Below are 16,764 nucleotides of genomic sequence, written 5' to 3' on the forward strand. Positions count from 1 at the left end.
TTTGCCCTTCCTGCGGATTTTCGAGCCCCGTCCGGGAGGCCGACCAGGCACTCGGCCGCTCGAGACAGGCGGCCAGGCGAGTCCCGTACGGCCGAGGCATTTCCCATTTCAGGGTCCGTCAATGCCACAGATCGGCACGCACCGCCCGCCCGATACGTCTTGTCACGGGCGGTGAGCAGTCGTGACGTCGCTGTCGACGGCCGCAAAGGCCGCGTGCTCCATGGGGAGTTGGCGTTGGTCGGTGCGCATCACGGCGTGACGACGAGCCGACGATTACGTTCAGGTATGCGCGGTTCTGTGAAGCCGTGACCTGCGCAGGTGGTGAGTCCCCGGGCGCGGTCGTAGCGTCGATACAGGAGCAACCGGTGGGAGGAGGTCCGCAGCGCCCGTCCGGCGCGCGCTTCGGGTGCGCGCATTGCAGGGCGGGGCGGAGCAAGGTGTACACGGAGGGCCACGTGGGCTCGGAAAGACGCTGGGGAGCAGACATGCAGAGACACAAGCTGATGACGGCGGTCCTGGTTGCCGCCACGTCGCTCGCAGCAGCACTCGTACCGGCATCCGCGTCCGTTTCCGCGAGGTCAGAGCCGGGCGACCGCGTGGTGGTCATCGACTGCTTCATGAATCCGCAGGTGCGTCCCGGCGACTACCTGATCGCCTGCGGGGACGGCAACAACGGACTCACCGAGCTCAAGTGGTCGGAGTGGGGGCGGACCTCTGCCAAGGGCAGTGGGCTCAACTACGTGAACGACTGCATCCCCTACTGCGCCGCAGGCAAGTTCCACTCCTACCCCGTGGACGTCACGCTGCAGAGCCCGGAGCCGTGGAAGAAGGATCCCGGGCAAATGAGGTTCACCCAGTTGCGCATCGTCTTCACCACCGACAGCAAGCCGGCGCAGACAGCGCAGGACGTGACGTACCGACTCTGGCCCTGAGGCGGGTGCGCCCATAGGCGCCGAGGCGCGCCGTGCCGCGTCGGCGCCGTGCCCACGCTCCTGCGGCTCGTACGATCCGGAGGTCATGGTGCGGAAGCGCGTGGTCGTGACTGGGCGGGTCCAGGGCGTGTTCTACCGGGACACGTGCAGGCGTGTGGCTCAGGAGTACGGCGTCTCCGGGTGGGTGCGGAACCTGGAGGACGGGAGTGTGATGGCGGTGTTCGAGGGGGAGCCGGACGCCGTCGAGACCCTCGTGCGGTGGGCGCGGCAAGGGCCGCCGGCCGCAGTGGTGGAGGGCGTGGAGGTCTCGGAGGAGGAGCCCGAAGGGCTCGGCGGCGGGTTCGAGGTACGGAGTTCCTGGTCCTGACCGCGTACGTCGTGAGGGACGTCCGTCAGGGGCGGACATCGTGAGGACGTCCGTCGTGGGGTCGTCAGGGAGCCGAGGCGTGGGGTCGCCAGGGAGCCGAGGGCATGACGAAGGGGCCGGGCGTCACGCCCGGCCCCTGGTGTCTGTCGGTGTCTGTCGCTGTCGGTCACATGTCACATGGCAATGCCGGCTCACATGGAGATGTCGGCCGGCCTGTGGGTGTGGGTCTCCACGTCCGCTGCCGCCCGGCCCACGAGCTCGTGGGCCAGTTCGGAGCAGGCGCGGGCGGCGGCGAGTTCCTCGCCGATCTTGGCGTCCGGGGTGTCGCCCGGGCTCCGCCTGGCTATCCCCTTGCCCTCGACGCCGGGGGCATTGGTGCCGTTGAGGGAGGCCGTGCAGGCGGTGCGGGTCCCGTCTTCCTCGAACGACAAATCGATGTTCCAGTGCTGCGTCATGACGGATCACCTTCGCCGTACGGTTCCGTCAGCCCCGGCGCGCGGGGCCTGGGTGGGGTGGGTGGTCATCTGGCGGGATGTGCCTTCTCCACCAGGTCCTTGAACTGGTGGAGATCCTCCCGGACGGTCCGTTCGATGGCGGACGACTGGGCAAATCCCTTGGGGCCCCCGAAGGCGTCATGTGCCTCGGAGGGGTCGTACTCCATGCGTACCTGCACCCGGGTGTGGGTCGCGTCGATCGGGAGGAGCGACACGGAGCCGCTCAGGTGCGGTGTGTCCGTGGTCTTCCAGGTCATGGTCTCGTGGGGTCTGAGGTCCTTGGTGTCGGCGTCGAGTCCCTGGACCGCACCGCGGGTCTCCAGATCCATATGTACGCCCGACGCACCCTCGCGCCGGGCATCTCGGACTCCTCCGACGAAGCGTGGATAGTCCTCGACCTGATGCAGGTGGTCCCAGACCACGTCACCAGGCGCCGTGATGTCGATCTGTTCCTCGAGATTGGGCATATCGAACTCCCGTCTCCTCCTCCAGGGTGCGTTCCGCAGCTCGCCACCGCAACCAGGTACGGACGGGAAAACAGCGACATTCCCGGCAGTCGTCCACCGCAGGGGAATTGGGCGGAGCGATCACCGGGAATGCGGCGGCGCGGAGGGCCCGGGAGTCCGAGCCGGAGATGGAGACGGAGATGAATTCCTGCCGCGCAGGTTTGTGTGCGCGGCGATGATTCGCGATCAACTCATCGGAATTCCCGATCATCCCAAATGAATGGAGCGGTGAATTTCCAGGTGGCGTCAGGGCGCCTTTTTGATCAGCTTTCCGTCCGCCCCGATCACGAACCACTCGCCGTCGAGGCCCTGCCCGCTGACATCGCCCGGCGCCCTGTCGCCGACGTAGTAGTAGAGCGGCCAGTCCCCGTACGTCGCCTGCTCGGCGCCCTCCGCCGGCTTGATCTCCTTCAGCAGGGACGCGTCGGCGCCACTGCCCGCCGCGACGTCCTCGGCGGAGGTGAGGGCCGGCCAGACCGCGATGCAGTCGGCGTCGCAGGCGCTCCCGGCGCCGGGCTTGTCCTTCGTGAATCCGTACAGCGTACGGCCCGAATCGTCGACCAGGATCCTGCCGAAGGGCGAGTCCGACACCTTGACCGAGACGGCCGCGGTGCGCGGCTTCGACGGCGAGTCCGACGGCCCGCCCTCCGGCTCGGACGAGCCGCCGCATGCGCTCAGCGCGAGCACGGCGAGAGCGGCCGCGGACGCGGCGACGATCGTGGTCCTGGTACGCCTGCCGGTGTGTGTCCCGGTGCGTGTCCTGCGCATGGTGAGCCCCCCGATGTGATGTATGTGGGTACGCCAGGTAGTACGCCTGCAACTGACCCACGGTTCAATCGAATTCGAGAAATTCTACGTTGAACGAGCCCAAGTCGACGTGCGTACTCCCCGGCGAACCCGGCTCCACTCGGGCCGGGCCCAACGGGAGGACGAGAACAATGCAGAAGCGCATTCTTGCAGTGGCAGCCGTGGCAATTGTGGTCGGTGTTGCGGGTGTTGCCCCGGCGATGGCCCATGGCTCGCACGACCACGGTTCGGGCGACGGTCGCGGTTCCGGTTCCGGTTCCGGTTCCGGTGCCAGTACCGATACGAAGGCGGGCGACGCCACCACGACGTTCACCAAGCCGGCCACCGGCAGGGCGGTCGCCTTCGCCGCCGAGCTCTCCGGCGCCGACGAGGTCCCGGTCCAGGGCGGCCCAGCCGTGAACGACCCCGACGGCAAGGCCGTCGCACTGGTGAAGGTGGAGGGCGACCGGGTCACGTTCGCGCTCCGCTGGAAGGGCTTCGTACCGAGCCTCGGCCACATCCACGAGGGCGCGGCCGGCAAGAACGGCGCCGTGAAGGTGCCGCTCTTCGGCAGCGCGATGCCGGACACGGTGCACTCGGCGGCCGGGCAGGTCGCGATCACCGACGCCGAGTTCGCCAAGAGCATCGTGGCGAACCCCTCCGGTTTCTACGTCAACCTCCACAGCGCGGAGTTCCCCGGCGGGGCGGTCCGTGGCCGGCTCGAGCCGCTCAAGCAGAGCATCAACCCTTTGCACATCATCAAGGGCGGCAAGCTGCGGGCGCTCTCCAACGGCGACCAGGAGGTCCCGAAGAACGACGCGTCCAAGGTGGGCGACCCGGACGGGCATGCGGTGACGTTCCTGCACCCGATGGGCACGGCCGTCGACTACTCCTTCGCCTGGGTCGGCATCCAGAGCCCGTCGAAGGGGCACCTCCACAAGGGACGCTTCGGCAAGAACGGCGACGTCGTCTTCGACTTCTTCAACCGGCCGGTGCCCGAGGGGATCTTCGCCGTCTCCGGACGTCTCGAAGGGCAGAATCCGGACGTCGTGAAGCGGGTCCGCGACAACCCGAGCGCCTACTACTCCAACATCCACACCGCGGAGTTCCCCGACGGGGCCGTGCGCGGGCAGCTCTTCGGCTGAGCCGGCGGGCGAACCGAGCCCGGCGTCCCCCTGACCGGCACCTGCCGAAACCGCTCCTTTAGGCTCCTTCAGGCTCGAAACTCAGCCGAAGACTCAACGAAGGGCGGCACACCATGGCCAGGATTCCGGCAGGCGCAGTCGCGGCGAGCGGCCTCATCGGCGGCTACGGAGTCGCCCGCTGGACCCGCAAGCGCCCGCTCGGCGGGGTCGCGCTGGCCGCCGCGGGTGCGGTGGCCGCCCGGCAGTGGCAGCAGGAGGCAGGCGGGAAGGCCGCGGCCGGGCTGAGCGCCGCGTACGTCGCCGCCTTCGCCGGATCGCATCCGCTGGCCAAGAAGGTGGGGGCGTGGCCCGCGGTGTTCGCCGTGGCGGGTGGCGTGGCGCTGGCGTCGTGGGCCGTCACGCGCGGGGACCGCTGAGGGGCCGGCCCACCGAACCACGTCCACAGCGCCCCGGACGCCCACGTCATCCCGGACGCCCTCGGCGCCCGCCCGAAGAAACCGGGACCGCGTTGAACGGCCGCGGCATCCCGTACGTACACAAGGGCACTCCCCACGGTGGCTGGGCGCGTAACCGGACGACAGGGTCCGGTTACGCGCCCAATGCGTGGGCCACCGTGTAGATGACGAGGCCGGCCAGTGCGCCGACGACGGTGCCGTTGATCCGGATGAACTGCAGGTCACGGCCGATGTGGGCCTCGATCTTGCGGGACGTGTGCTCGGCGTCCCAGCCGGCGACCGTGTCGCTGATCAGGGACGTGATCTCCGCGCGGTACGTCGTCACGACGTACACCACGGTCTCCTCGACCCAGCCCTCCAGCTTCTGCTGCATCCGGCCGTCCGTCGCCAGGCGCGCGCCGAAGGACATGAGGGAGGTGCGGGCACGCAGCCGCAGCTCGCTGCGCTCGTCGTCCGCCGCCGAGATGATCATGGCGCGTACGGAGGACCAGGCGGAGGCGATGATGTCCTGCACCTCGGAACGGGCCAGCAGGTCCGACTTCATGCGCTCCACCCGCGCCCGGGTCTCCGTGTCCGCCTGGAGGTCGGCGGCGAAGTCGGCGAGGAAGCGGTCGAGCGCGCCGCGCGCGGGGTGCGAGGGGGAATCGCGCATCTCGGTGACGAAGCGGAGCAGCTCCTTGTAGACGCGCTCGCCGACCTTGCGGTCCACGAAGCGCGGGGTCCAGCCGGGTGCCCCGCCCTGGACCGCGTCCATGACCGAGTCGCCGTGCTCTATCAGCCAGTGCTGGGCGCGGGTGCAGATCAGGTCGACGGCGCGGTGGTGGGCGCCGTCGGCGACGACCTTGTCGAGGGTCTTGCCGATGCCGGGCGCGATCTCCGCGGCCTCGGCGCGGCGCGTGATGGCCTCGCCGACGACCGCCTGGACGTCGGAGTCGCGCAGGACGGTGAGGGCACCGCGCAGGGCGGTGGACAGCTCGGCGGTGACGCGGTCGGCGTGCGCGGGCTCGGCGAGCCAGGCGCCGAGCCTGGCGCCCAGCTGGAGGGCGCGGAGCCGGGTCCGTACGACATCGCCGGACAGGAAGTTCTCCCCGACGAAGGAGCCCAGCGAGGTGCCGAGCTGGTCCTTCTTGGTGGGGATGATCGCGGTGTGCGGGATGGGGATGCCGAGGGGGTGCTTGAAGAGCGCCGTGACCGCGAACCAGTCGGCCAGCGCACCGACCATGCCGGCCTCGGCGGCCGCGGCGACGTATCCGGGCCAGCCGTCGATGCCGGAGTTCTTCGCCCAGGTCGCGAGCACGAAGATCAGCGTCACGAGGAGGAGCAGGCCGGTGGCCGTGAGCTTCATCCGGCGCACGCCGCGGCGTTTCTCCTCGTCGTCGGCCGTGAAGGCGAAGGAGGGAGGGGGGCTGGTGCGGCCTCCGACCCCGGCGGGACCTGCGCCGGCACGGGTGCCGGTGCCCCGGCCGCGGTCACGGCCGTCGCCCGTCCCCTTCCCGGACTCCGGTGCCGCGTCCGGTTCTGAGAGGTCTGTGCGTTCCATCCGCTCCACCCGTCCCTGTACGTATCGTCCCTTCCCTACCTCAGGTACTCCCGGGACGCACGCCGAGTTCCCCCCTCACTCCAGCTCGCGCCGGCGGGCCTCCTTCAGTCTCTGCTTGTCGGCCTTGCGGAGCTTGCGCTCGACGCCGACGCCGCCCATCAGGGCGAAGCCGGTGATCGTGACGCGGGGCGAGCCGGGCGACGGCTGGGCGTCGCCCGAGCCCGTCTCGCCGAAGCCGCCCATGAAGCCGAAGCCCTTGACGTTGACATCCAGGTCCGGCGGGACCGTGATCTGGATGCCGCCCATGATCGTGACGCAGCGGATCACGATCTCCCGGTCCTCGAAGTTCGCGTCGCGCAGATCGATCTCGCCGCCCGCCTGCAGCACGACGGCGGTGAACCTGCGGCCGATCGTCCAGGTGCCCTTGCGCCCGAATCCGCCCCAGAAGGCGAACGCTCCCTTCGAGGTCGCGGGCTTTCCGATGCGGCTGGACCAGGTCGCCAGGCCGCCCGCGGAGTCCGTGGCGGCGAGCTGCGACCGGCTCCCGACCGGCCCGCCCGGCGCCGGGAGGTCCCGTACGAGCGGCTCCAGCTCCCCGTGCGTACGCGCCTTGTACGCCGAGTCCAGCCGTTCCTCGAACTCCTCCATGTCGAGCCTGCCCTCGGCCACCGCTTCGCGCAGGCGCTCGGCAATCCGCTCACGCTCGGCATCGGAGGCACGCATCTCCGGAAGATCGCTCGTCATACGAGAAGCCTAATCAACAGGGGTGGTGCACCGCCCGGGTCTCGCGCCGCCCCGTACCGGGAATTCACGGTCGCTCACGGGGTGACCACACCGGGCGGTCGACCCGCTGCGCGGCTCACAGCGCCGGCCTCTCCCCCGCGTACATCTTCGCGATCACCGCCTCGATGTCCGGCTCCCGCACCGACAGGTCCACCAGCGGATACTCCGCCGCGATCGCCGCCACGATCGGCGCCGCCGACTCCGACGCCGGGAAGGACAGCCACTGCCGCGGCCCCTCCACGCGGACCGGACGCGCCCCCGCCACCTCGATCGGCGGCAGCTCCCGGTCCAGGTCGACCACCAGCGTCCGCTCGCTCGCGCCCACCTCGTGAAGCCCGGCGAGGGCACCGTCGTACATCAGCCGGCCGTGGTCGATGACCATGACCCGCTTGCACAGCTGCTCGATGTCGGTGAGGTCGTGCGTCGTGAGCAGCACGGTCGTCGCCCGCTCGGCGTTCAGGTCCCGCAGGAACTCACGCACCTTCGCCTTCGACACGACGTCGAGCCCGATCGTCGGCTCGTCGAGATAGAGCACCTCCGGGTCGTGCAGCAGCGCCGCCGCGATGTCGCCGCGCATCCGCTGCCCGAGCGACAGCTGCCGTACGGGCACGTTCAGCAGCTCGCCGAGGTCCAGCAGCTCCACGCACCGGTCGAGGTTCGCGCGGTAGCGCGCGTCGGGGATCCGGTACATGCGGTGGACCAGGCGGTACGAGTCGATCAGCGGCAGGTCCCACCACAGCGTGGTGCGCTGACCGAAGACGACGCCGATGCGCCGCGCCAGGCGGGTCCGCTCGCGAGACGGGTCGATTCCGGCGACGCGCAGCCGCCCGCCGCTCGGCGTCAGAATGCCCGTCAGCATCTTGATGGTGGTGGACTTTCCCGCGCCGTTCGGGCCGATGTAGCCGACCATCTCGCCGCGCGGCACGCGGAAGCTGATGCCGTCGACCGCCCGCACCTGTGTCTTCTCGCGGCGCAGGAGGCCCGCTCTGCGGCGCACGTCGAAGACCTTCTCGACGGCGTCCAGCTCGATGAAGTCCTCGATGAATTCCTCGGTGATGTTCTCGGCGACGTCCTCGGTGCCGTCGTCAATCATGTCCATGGCGCGTCAGCTCCCCGTGCTCCGGTACGAACGAAGGCCCGTCCGCCATGCCAGCCCGGCGAGCCCACAGCACAACGCCGCGACGAGCGGCGGCGCGAAGGCGAGCCACGGCGGCAGATCCAGCGGATAGGGCCGCCCCAGGACGTACAGCGAGGGCAGCCAGTTGACGAAGGCCAGCGGTACGACGAAGGTCACACCCCGCACCAGGTCCTTCGCGAAGATCGTCGGCGGGTACTGGAGGAGCGTGTTCCCGCCGTACGTGAAGGAGTTCTGCACCTCGGCGGCGTCCTGGGCGACGAACTGGAACGCCCCGCCCGCCACGAACAGCGAAGCGAAGATCGCCGCCCCGCTCAGCACCATCATCGGGACCACCGCCACCCGCAGCGGCGTCCACGCGATGTCGAGCGCGACCAGCGCGTAGCCGAGGACGAACAGCCCCTGCGTGATCCGGCCGAGGCGGCGCAGCGCGAAGCGGTCCGCCGCCACCTGGGCGAGGACCGGGACCGGCCGCACCAGCAGGGTGTCCAGGGTGCCGTCGCGCACCCGCCGCCCCAGCTTGTCCATCGATCCCATCAGCAGATCGGCCAGGCCGAAGGCGGTGCCCGACACCCCGTACAGCAGCGCGATCTCGGGCAGGCTGTACCCGCCGAGCGCTTCCGTGTGCGCGAACATCAGAATGATCACGACGAAGTCGAACGAGGTCGCCGCGAAGTTCCCGAGCGCCGTCATGGCGAAGGAGGCGCGGTACGCCATCGTCGAGCGCATCCACATCATGGCGATGAGCCCGTATGCGCGCAGCCCGTCAACCACCCTGCACCACCACCCTCCTCGTGGCGACCGACTGCAGCAGCCGCCCGGCGGCCAGCAGTGCAACGGCCCAGCCCGCCTGGAAGGCGTAGGCCTCGAACAGCCCCCACCCCGTGTGCTTGCCCAGGAAGACGTCCGCCGGGACCTGGAGCAGCGCGGACCAGGGCAGGACGAGCGCCAGTTCGCCGAGGGCGCCGGGGAAGAGGGTGAGCGGAAGCAGCATCCCCGAGAAGAAGAGCCCGGCCAGCCAGGCGATCTGCAGGACGCCCGCCCCGTCGATCAGCCAGAACGCGGAGAGGGCCACGACGTACCGGACCGCGAAGCTGACGACGACGCCGAGCGCCACCGAGAGCATGAAGGCCAGCCACGTCAGCGCGTCACCAGGCAGCGCGAGCTCGAAAGCGAGCGCGCCGAACAGCATCGGTACGACGCCGCGGCCGAGCAGATGAAATGCCGCCCGGCCCAAATCGCCGGCGAGCCACCACAGTTGGAGGTCGACCGGACGGTAGAGGTCGATGGCGATGTCACCCGTCCGGATCCGCTCGATCAGCTCGTCCTCGAAGCCGCCGCCCATCATGGCGCACGTCATCAGCAGGGCCTGACCGAGCCACACATAGGTCAGCGCCTGGGAGAGGTCGTAACCCCCGAGCTGCGGACGTTCATCCCACAGGGCGGTATAGGTGTACGCCACGATGAAGCCGAAGACGGTGTTGGTGAACACCCCTGCCGCCGTTGCCACCCGGTACGTCGCATAGCGCCGGAACCCACCGGCCAGCACGACCGCATAGAGCCGCACCATAGCCCCCCTTCCGCGATCGTCGGCATCGCCGGCGCCCGCCGGCGCCAAAGCGCACGACCTTAGTCCAGCGGGATCGGCCACGCGACCGTATTCCCAGCGGCGGTCCGGGGGTTAGAAGGGCGAGAAGTGCAGTATGGGCACACCAAGCCAATCGCCCGATATGACAGCGTCTGTGACAACGGGGCCGAGGAGTCACCACCGACATGAGCGACGAGCAGCCACAGCAGCCACCGCAGCGAGGCTGGGATCCCCGGGACCTGACGAACGCGTGGCCCGCGCCCCACGGCAACGGCCACGCGGGCAACGGGAACGGCAGGGGCTACTACGGCCCCCATGGCCACCCGGGCCATCACGGCGACGAGGTCCACCGGGGACGCAAGGGCGACAGCGGCGAGGCGGCCCAGGAAGGCCCCCGGCCCGACCTCCGGCGCAGGGGCCTGCGGCGCCTCGTACCCTCGTGGCGGACGCTCCTCGGTACGTTCCTGGTCGGCGCGCTCATCCTCATGGCCGGCTTCGTCGCCGGCTACATGCTCGTCCACATCCCGCCCGCCAACGCCACCGCCACCGCCCAGTCCAACGTCTACTTCTACAAGGACGGCACCCAGATCGTCCGCGACGGCGAGGTCAACCGCGAGAACGTCGATCTCGCGCAGGTCCCGCACACCGTCCAGCACGCCGTACTCGCCGCCGAGGACCGCGACTACTACTCCGAACGGGCCATCGACCCCCTCGCGATGGTCCGCGCCGGCTGGAACACCCTCACCGGCAAGGGCAAGCAGTCCGGCTCCACCATCACCCAGCAGTACGTCAAGAACTACTACCTGGTCCAGGAGCAGACCGTCACCCGCAAGGTGAAGGAGTTCTTCATCGCGATCAAGCTCGATCGCGAGGCGAGCAAGAGCGAGATCCTCGAGGGCTACCTCAACACCAGCTACTTCGGGCGCAACGCCTACGGCATCCAGGCCGCGGCGCTGGCCTACTACTCCAAGGACGTCGGCGAACTCGGCACCGCCGAGGGCGCCTATCTCGCCGCGCTGCTCAACGCCCCCAGCGCGTACGACGTCACCACGCGCCCCGAGAACATGCGCGCCGCGCACGCCCGCTGGAACTACGTGCTCGACGGGATGGTCGAGCGGGGATGGCTCAGCACCGCCGAGCGCGCCACGATGGCGTTCCCGATGCCGCAGACCGCACGCCCCGCGACCGGTCTGTCCGGCCAGCGCGGCTACATCGTCCAGGCCGTCGAGGACTTCCTCACCAGCAACGGCATCATCGACGACAACACCCTGGCGCGCGGCGGCCATCGCATCACCACCACGCTGGAGAAGCCGAAGCAGGACGCCCTCGTCAAGGCCGTCGACGACCACGTCATGTCCCGGCGAAGCGCGAGCCGGCCGCAGGACCGCAACGTCCGGGTCGGCGGCGCCGCGATCGACCCGGCCACCGGCAAGGTCGTCGCCATGTACGGCGGCATCGACTACACCAAACAGTTCGTCAACAACGCCACCCGGCGCGACTACCAGGTCGGCTCCACCTTCAAGCCGTTCGTCTTCGCCGCCGCCGTCGAGCACGGCTCGCGGACCCTGGACGGCCGCCGCATCACCCCCCACACCGTCTACGACGGCACCGACCAGCGCGAGGTGTACGGCGCGAGCGGGCCCACCGGCTACGCCCCCGAGAACGAGAACAACCGCTCGTACGGCCCCATCACGGTCCGCAACGCCACCGACCACTCGGTCAACGCCGTGTACGCGCAGATGGCGCAGGACATCGGTCCGGGCAAGGTGAAGGAGACCGCCGTCGCGCTCGGCATCCCCGCGAACACCCCCGATCTGAACGCGTCGCCGTCCATCGCGCTCGGTGTCGCCACCGCGAGCGTCCTCGACATGGCGGAGGCGTACGCGACGCTCGCCAACCACGGCAGGCACGGCACGTACACGCTCGTCGAGACCATCACCAAGGGCAGCGAGGAGATCGAGCTGCCCGACGCGCGGACCAGGCAGGCGGTCAGCCGGGAGGCGGCCGACACGACGACGTCGATGCTGCAGAGCGTGGTCGAGGGGGGCACGGGCACCGCGGCGCAGTCCGCGGGCCGGCCGGCGGCCGGAAAGACAGGGACCGCGGAGGAGGATAAGGCGGCCTGGTTCGCGGGCTACACACCCGAACTGGCCACGGTCGTCGCCGTGATGGGCCAGGACCCGGTCACGGCGGAGCAGAAGCCGCTGTACGGGGCGCTCGGGGATCCCCGGATCAGCGGCGGCGGGCGGCCTGCCGCGATCTGGGGGCAGTTCACGGCGGCGGCGCTGGAGGGGGGCGAGGTGAAGGAGTTCGACCTGGTGCTGGAGGAGGGGGTCGACGAGGAGTGGCCTCCGGCGCCGGACTCGTCGTTCTCGCCGGACGCGTCGGAGTCGCCCGGCGAGGAGGACGAGGACGGGACGGGTGCGGTGGGCGGAGACGGGCGGACGGACGGGCCGACGCCGAGCCCGTCGGGCTCCGGCCCGGCGGCCTCCGTTCCGTCGGACGGCCCCGCGAGGACCGGCCCTGCCTCCCGCCCCGGCACCCCGGACCCCGGCCCCACCCGGGTCCCGGCCCCGGACGACGACGGTCTCAGCGTGTTCCCGCGGCGGCTCTGACCGTGGGTTTCCCCTCGGCCCGCCGCATCGGGAAAGGTCGGGCCGAGGGAAACGCGGGCACTGGTGGGAAACGCGGGCCCTGGTGGGAAGCGCAGGCCCTAGTGGCCCGACGTCGCCTTCAGGCCCACCACCGCGACCAGCAGCAGCACCACGAAGAAGATCCGCGCCGCGGTCGCCGGCTCGTTCAGCGCGACCATGCCGACCACCGCCGCACCGGCCGCGCCGATGCCGACCCACACCCCGTACGCCGTTCCGATCGGCAGGGACTTCGCGGCGTAGGACAGCAGCAACATGCTCGCGACGATCCCGGCGCCGGTGAAGACACTGGGCCACAGCCGGGTGAAACCGTCGGTGAACTTCATCCCGATCGACCAGCCGACCTCGAGCAGACCGGCGACGACAAGCAGAACCCAGGCCATGACAGGCACCTCCGAGACGCGGACTTCGTGCGGGGTGCGTCGTCTTTGCGATGCCCGGTACGGCGCGTCTCGTCGGGTTCCCCCAAAGGTAGCAAACGGATGCGAAAGGGCCTGGTGACACCGGTCACCAGGCCCTTTTCGCATCCCGTACCGGGCTCGCCCGCAGGTGTCGCCTACAGATACAGCCCCGTCGTGTCCTCGCCGCCCTCGAACCGGTCGGCGGCCACCGCGTGCAGGTCACGCTCGCGCATCAGGATGTACGCGACGCCGCGCACCTCGACCTCCGCCCTGTCCTCCGGGTCGTACAGCACCCGGTCCCCGGCCTCGACGGTGCGGACGTTCTGCCCGACCGCGACCACCTCCGCCCAGGCGAGACGGCGGCCGACCGCCGCGGTCGCCGGAATCAGAATGCCGCCGCCGGAGCGCCGCTCGCCCTCCGGGGCATCGGACCGGACCAGCACCCGGTCGTGCAGCATCTTGATCGGCAGCTTGTCGTGGTGGGTGTTCTCGCTCACGACCACGAACCTACCTGTCCGTCCTCGTCGCACGCCTCGCCGGGGTCACGCCTTCCGCTTTCTGGCGGACAGCGCCAGCACCCCCACGACCCCGACGACGACCAGGGCCACCGGCACCACGCGCTCCAGCCGGGGCGCGCCGTCGCTGTGCACGAAACGGCCCTTCATGTCCGTGACCACCCGGTTCACGGCGACGAACGCCTGCCCTGCGGTCTGGTCCACGGTCGCGGCAACCCTGGCCCTCGCGTCCCCGATGATCGTCTTCGGGTGCACCCGCACCCCGATCTCGTCGAGTGTCTCGGCGAGCCGCTCACGCCGGCGGACGATGTCCGCCTCGATCTGCGCAGGGGTCCTGGAATCCGACACTGCGCCGCCTCCGTGGTCGTATCCGTATTTCGTCGTCAACTGCTACGTCATCGACAGTCTGTCAGCTCGATGCCCGCCGCACCCCACGGCACCCCTATTACGCTCGGTGCCGTACGTCCGTACCCCTTGAGGAGAACCGAGAATGAGCGAGCGACTCCAGCCCGGCGACACCGCCCCGGACTTCACCCTGCCCGACGCGGACGGCAACGAGGTCTCGCTCGCCGCCCACAAGGGCCGCAAGGTCATCGTCTACTTCTACCCCGCGGCCATGACGCCCGGCTGCACCAAGCAGGCCTGCGACTTCACCGACAACCTCGACGTCCTGGCGGGCGCCGGCTACGACGTCATCGGCGTATCGCCGGACAAGCCGGAGAAGCTCGCCAAGTTCCGTGACAAGGAGAACCTCAAGGTCACGCTGGTCGGCGACCCGTCGAAGGCCGTCATGGAGGCGTACGGCGCCTTCGGCGAGAAGAAGCTCTACGGCAAGACGGTGACCGGCGTGATCCGGTCCACGATCGTCGTCGACGAGGACGGCAAGGTCGAGCGTGCGCTGTACAACGTGAAGGCGACCGGTCACGTCGCGAAGATCATCAAGGACCTGGGCATCTGAGCCCGTACGCCCGGCCAGTAGCATGGCCGGGCACACGCGGCCGTGGTGGAATTGGCAGTCACGCTGGGTTTAGGTCCCAGTGGGGTAACACCCGTGAGGGTTCGAGTCCCTCCGGCCGCACCACATCACTTCTGCGGTTCCGCGGTTCCGCGATTCTGCGGTTCTGCGGTTCTGCGGTTCACGCGAGCAGCTCACGCACCACCGGGACCAGCGCGCGGAACGCCTTGCCCCGGTGGCTGATCGCGTTCTTCTCCTCCGGCGTCAGCTGCGCACACGTCACGTCGTACCCCTCCGGTTGGAGGATCGGGTCGTAGCCGAAGCCGTTCGTGCCGACCGGGTCGTGGCGCAGGACGCCCCGCAGCCGCCCCTCGACGACGCGCTCCGTGCCGTCCGGAAGGGCGAGGGCCGCGGCGCAGGCGAAGTGGGCGCCGCGGTGGTCGTCGGAGATGTCGGCGAGCTGGGCCAGGAGCAGACGCAGGTTGGCGGTGTCGTCGCCGTGGGTGCCGGACCAGCGGGCGGAGAAGATGCCGGGCGCACCGCCGAGGACGTCGACGCAGAGGCCGGAGTCGTCGGCGACGGCCGGTAGGCCGGTGGCGCCGGCCAGGGCGTGGGCCTTGAGCAAGGCGTTCTCGGCGAAGGTGACGCCGGTTTCCTTGACGTCGGGGATGTCGGGGTACGCGTCCGCGCCGACGAGCTCGTGGTCGAGGCCTGCGTCGGCGAGGATCGCGTGGAGTTCGGTGATCTTCCCGGCGTTGCGGGTGGCGAGGATCAGGCGGGTCATGCGCCCAGTATCTACGGGCGATCCACCGGGGTTACGAGGTGCAGACCTTGCCGATCTCGGCGGCGGCGTCGGTCACCGGCGCGATGTCGGGGGTGGCGTCGCCGTTCTCGACGGCCGTACGGACGTTGTCGACGCCCTTGGTGAGGTCGTCGACGGCCTGGGACAGATCCGCGTTGTCGGTCGTGTCCTTGAGGTTGACGAGCTCCCTGTCGATCTCGTCGAGGGCCTCGGTCAGCTGCGTCGGGTCGTCGGCTGCCGTGGAGACGGCCCGGGAGAGCTTGTCGACGCTGGTGGCTATGGCGTCGGCGGTCCTGACGCAGTCCAGGGCCTTGTCGACGGCGCTGCAGCCGACGGCCCCGGTGAGCGCGAGAGCGGTGACGACGGCGAGTGCGATACGACGGCTGCGCATGGAACGGTCCCTCCCCGGGGTTTGCGGACGTGGGGGTCCCCCACGCCGCAGGGCGTAGGGGGAGTACGGTTCGGCCCGCACGCCCGTGTCGTCAGAGACGCCGGCAGTGGCGTCCCTGGTTGCTTCTTCACCTTCGCCGCTTCCTCACTTTTCGAGGGTGCGGGCGAGTGCCTCGGTCTGGAGCGCGGCGAGGTCGGCACAGCCGCCGGTGGCCAGGTCGAGCAGGGCGTTGAGCTCCTTGCGGTCGAAGGGCTCGGCCTCGGCGGTGCCCTGGACCTCGACGAAGCGACCGTCGCCGGTGCAGACGACGTTCATGTCGGTCTCGGCGCGCACGTCCTCCTCGTAGCAGAGGTCGAGGAGCGGCGTGCCGTCGACGATGCCGACGGAGACGGCGGCGACGGTGCCGGTGAGCGGCTTGCGGCCGGCCTTGACGAGCTTCTTGGCCTGCGCCCAGGTGACGGCGTCGGCGAGGGCGACGTACGCGCCGGTGATGGCGGCGGTGCGGGTGCCGCCGTCGGCCTGGAGGACGTCGCAGTCGAGGACGATCGTGTTCTCGCCGAGTGCCTTGTAGTCGATGACGGCGCGCAGGGAGCGGCCGATGAGGCGGGAGATCTCGTGCGTACGGCCGCCGATCTTGCCGCGTACGGACTCGCGGTCGCCGCGGGTGTTGGTCGAGCGCGGCAGCATCGAGTACTCGGCGGTGACCCAGCCTTCGCCGCTGCCCTTGCGCCAGCGCGGCACGCCTTCGGTCACGGAGGCGGTGCAGAAGACGCGGGTGTCGCCGAAGGAGACGAGGACGGAGCCCTCGGCGTGCTTGCTCCATCCGCGTTCGATGGTGACCGGGCGGAGCTGTTCGGGGGTGCGGCCGTCGATTCGAGACATGCAAAGAGCCTATCCGGCCGGAGATGGGGGCCCGGTCCGGTGTGGAACGGGCCCCTCACGGGTGAGCGGGGAGGGAGCTCACATCATGTCTTCGATGTCGGCGGCGATGGGGTCGGCGTCGGTGCCGATGACGACCTGGATCGCGGTGCCCATCTTCACGACGCCGTGGGCGCCGGCGGCCTTCAGCGCGGCTTCGTCGACCTTGCTCGGGTCCACGACCTCGGTGCGGAGGCGGGTGATGCAGCCCTCGACCTCTTCGATGTTGTCGATACCGCCGAGCCCGGCGACGATCTTCTCAGCCTTGCTGGCCATGTGTTTCTCCCTAAGTCTTCGGGCCGGGGTCCGTGGGGTGCCCCCGGAAGATGCAACGGCCGGGGACCATCGGCCGCTCATCCGTTTTGTCACGGTAACTCACGGTTGGCCCAACTTCACGGGC

Annotated in this window: 21 protein-coding genes, 1 tRNA gene and 1 riboswitch; of the genes, 7 read left to right on the forward strand and 15 right to left on the reverse strand. The window is 70.0% G+C overall.

All coding sequences use genetic code 11. The annotated features are described in order from the left end of the window. The first annotated feature begins 485 nt into the window (after positions 1–485). A complete protein-coding gene (locus ABT078_RS29225; RefSeq protein WP_351232867.1) occupies positions 486–932 on the forward strand; it encodes a hypothetical protein in 447 nt (148 codons plus the stop codon). Between the two features lie 85 nt (positions 933–1,017). Beyond that, positions 1,018–1,299, forward strand: a complete 282-nt coding sequence (locus ABT078_RS29230; RefSeq protein ID WP_351232869.1) for an acylphosphatase — start codon at positions 1,018–1,020, stop codon at positions 1,297–1,299. A gap of 191 nt (positions 1,300–1,490) precedes the next feature. Here the strand turns inward: ABT078_RS29230 and ABT078_RS29235 are convergent, their stop codons facing one another. The 3 genes from ABT078_RS29235 to ABT078_RS29245 form a co-directional block, all read right to left on the reverse strand. Next, the gene (locus tag ABT078_RS29235) at positions 1,491–1,754 is read right to left on the reverse strand and encodes a DUF1876 domain-containing protein (RefSeq protein ID WP_351232871.1); all 264 of its coding nucleotides are present in this window, start codon (positions 1,752–1,754) and stop codon (positions 1,491–1,493) included. Positions 1,755–1,819: 65 nt separating this feature from the next. Beyond that, complete coding sequence (locus ABT078_RS29240; protein WP_351232873.1) at positions 1,820–2,260, reverse strand: SRPBCC family protein; 441 nt, start codon at positions 2,258–2,260, stop codon at positions 1,820–1,822. A gap of 285 nt (positions 2,261–2,545) precedes the next feature. Further along, positions 2,546–3,067 carry a COG4315 family predicted lipoprotein gene (locus ABT078_RS29245; protein ID WP_351232875.1) on the reverse strand — a complete coding sequence of 174 codons (522 nt, stop codon included), beginning with the start codon at positions 3,065–3,067 and terminating at the stop codon, positions 2,546–2,548. Positions 3,068–3,267: 200 nt separating this feature from the next. Between ABT078_RS29245 and ABT078_RS29250 the strand changes: the two genes are divergently transcribed. Both ABT078_RS29250 and ABT078_RS29255 read left to right on the forward strand, forming a co-directional pair. Further along, complete coding sequence (locus tag ABT078_RS29250) at positions 3,268–4,230, forward strand: CHRD domain-containing protein (protein ID WP_351232878.1); 963 nt, start codon at positions 3,268–3,270, stop codon at positions 4,228–4,230. 113 nt (positions 4,231–4,343) lie between these two features. Beyond that, positions 4,344–4,646, forward strand: a complete 303-nt coding sequence (locus tag ABT078_RS29255) for a hypothetical protein (RefSeq protein WP_351232880.1) — start codon at positions 4,344–4,346, stop codon at positions 4,644–4,646. A 172-nt stretch (positions 4,647–4,818) separates the two neighbouring features. On the opposite strand, the gene ABT078_RS29260 is transcribed toward ABT078_RS29255, so the two are convergent. From ABT078_RS29260 to ABT078_RS29280, 5 genes are all read right to left on the reverse strand, one after another. Beyond that, positions 4,819–6,225 carry a DUF445 domain-containing protein gene (locus tag ABT078_RS29260; RefSeq protein ID WP_351232882.1) on the reverse strand — a complete coding sequence of 469 codons (1,407 nt, stop codon included), beginning with the start codon at positions 6,223–6,225 and terminating at the stop codon, positions 4,819–4,821. 75 nt (positions 6,226–6,300) lie between these two features. Beyond that, positions 6,301–6,969: a DUF1707 SHOCT-like domain-containing protein gene (locus ABT078_RS29265; RefSeq protein WP_351232884.1), complete on the reverse strand. Its 669-nt coding sequence runs from the start codon at positions 6,967–6,969 to the stop codon at positions 6,301–6,303. A 115-nt stretch (positions 6,970–7,084) separates the two neighbouring features. Beyond that, entirely contained in the window at positions 7,085–8,101 is a 1,017-nt protein-coding gene (locus ABT078_RS29270) for an ABC transporter ATP-binding protein (RefSeq protein WP_351232966.1), read from the reverse strand. Positions 8,102–8,113: 12 nt separating this feature from the next. Beyond that, a complete protein-coding gene (locus tag ABT078_RS29275; protein WP_351232886.1) occupies positions 8,114–8,980 on the reverse strand; it encodes an ABC transporter permease in 867 nt (288 codons plus the stop codon). After that, on the reverse strand, positions 8,910–9,710 hold the full coding sequence (locus ABT078_RS29280; RefSeq protein WP_351232968.1) for an ABC transporter permease: 801 nt from the start codon (positions 9,708–9,710) through the stop codon (positions 8,910–8,912). The genes ABT078_RS29275 and ABT078_RS29280 overlap by 71 nt, the downstream gene beginning before the upstream one ends. Before the next feature lie 206 nt (positions 9,711–9,916). Between ABT078_RS29280 and ABT078_RS29285 the strand changes: the two genes are divergently transcribed. Continuing rightward, positions 9,917–12,346: a transglycosylase domain-containing protein gene (locus tag ABT078_RS29285; RefSeq protein WP_351232888.1), complete on the forward strand. Its 2,430-nt coding sequence runs from the start codon at positions 9,917–9,919 to the stop codon at positions 12,344–12,346. A gap of 98 nt (positions 12,347–12,444) precedes the next feature. Here ABT078_RS29285 and ABT078_RS29290 read toward each other — a convergent pair whose 3' ends face one another. The 3 genes from ABT078_RS29290 to ABT078_RS29300 form a co-directional block, all read right to left on the reverse strand. Next, entirely contained in the window at positions 12,445–12,765 is a 321-nt protein-coding gene (locus ABT078_RS29290) for a DMT family transporter (protein WP_242337002.1), read from the reverse strand. 33 nt (positions 12,766–12,798) lie between these two features. Continuing rightward, a riboswitch (guanidine-III (ykkC-III) riboswitch) is annotated at positions 12,799–12,862 on the reverse strand. A 76-nt stretch (positions 12,863–12,938) separates the two neighbouring features. Next, entirely contained in the window at positions 12,939–13,280 is a 342-nt protein-coding gene (locus ABT078_RS29295) for a GroES family chaperonin (RefSeq protein WP_351232890.1), read from the reverse strand. 45 nt (positions 13,281–13,325) lie between these two features. After that, on the reverse strand, positions 13,326–13,646 hold the full coding sequence (locus ABT078_RS29300) for a DUF3618 domain-containing protein (RefSeq protein WP_351232892.1): 321 nt from the start codon (positions 13,644–13,646) through the stop codon (positions 13,326–13,328). A gap of 142 nt (positions 13,647–13,788) precedes the next feature. On the opposite strand from ABT078_RS29300, the gene bcp reads away from it, so the two are divergent. Both bcp and ABT078_RS29310 read left to right on the forward strand, forming a co-directional pair. Continuing rightward, positions 13,789–14,256 carry a thioredoxin-dependent thiol peroxidase gene (gene bcp / locus ABT078_RS29305; RefSeq protein ID WP_351232894.1) on the forward strand — a complete coding sequence of 156 codons (468 nt, stop codon included), beginning with the start codon at positions 13,789–13,791 and terminating at the stop codon, positions 14,254–14,256. 36 nt (positions 14,257–14,292) lie between these two features. Then, a tRNA-Leu gene (locus tag ABT078_RS29310) sits at positions 14,293–14,379 on the forward strand. 55 nt (positions 14,380–14,434) lie between these two features. On the opposite strand, the gene rdgB is transcribed toward ABT078_RS29310, so the two are convergent. From rdgB to ABT078_RS29330, 4 genes are all read right to left on the reverse strand, one after another. Then, positions 14,435–15,037: an RdgB/HAM1 family non-canonical purine NTP pyrophosphatase gene (rdgB, locus tag ABT078_RS29315; protein WP_351232896.1), complete on the reverse strand. Its 603-nt coding sequence runs from the start codon at positions 15,035–15,037 to the stop codon at positions 14,435–14,437. Between the two features lie 31 nt (positions 15,038–15,068). Continuing rightward, positions 15,069–15,446, reverse strand: coding sequence for a hypothetical protein (locus tag ABT078_RS29320; RefSeq protein ID WP_351232898.1), 378 nt, complete (start codon positions 15,444–15,446; stop codon positions 15,069–15,071). Between the two features lie 144 nt (positions 15,447–15,590). Further along, positions 15,591–16,328, reverse strand: a complete 738-nt coding sequence (gene rph / locus ABT078_RS29325) for a ribonuclease PH (RefSeq protein ID WP_351232900.1) — start codon at positions 16,326–16,328, stop codon at positions 15,591–15,593. A gap of 78 nt (positions 16,329–16,406) precedes the next feature. After that, on the reverse strand, positions 16,407–16,721 hold the full coding sequence (locus ABT078_RS29330) for a PTS sugar transporter subunit IIB (protein ID WP_351232970.1): 315 nt from the start codon (positions 16,719–16,721) through the stop codon (positions 16,407–16,409). Between the last annotated feature and the right edge of the window lie 43 nt (positions 16,722–16,764).

It is taken from the genome of Streptomyces sp. NPDC002133 (genome assembly GCF_040296405.1).
Taxonomy (GTDB): Bacteria; Actinomycetota; Actinomycetes; order Streptomycetales; family Streptomycetaceae; genus Streptomyces.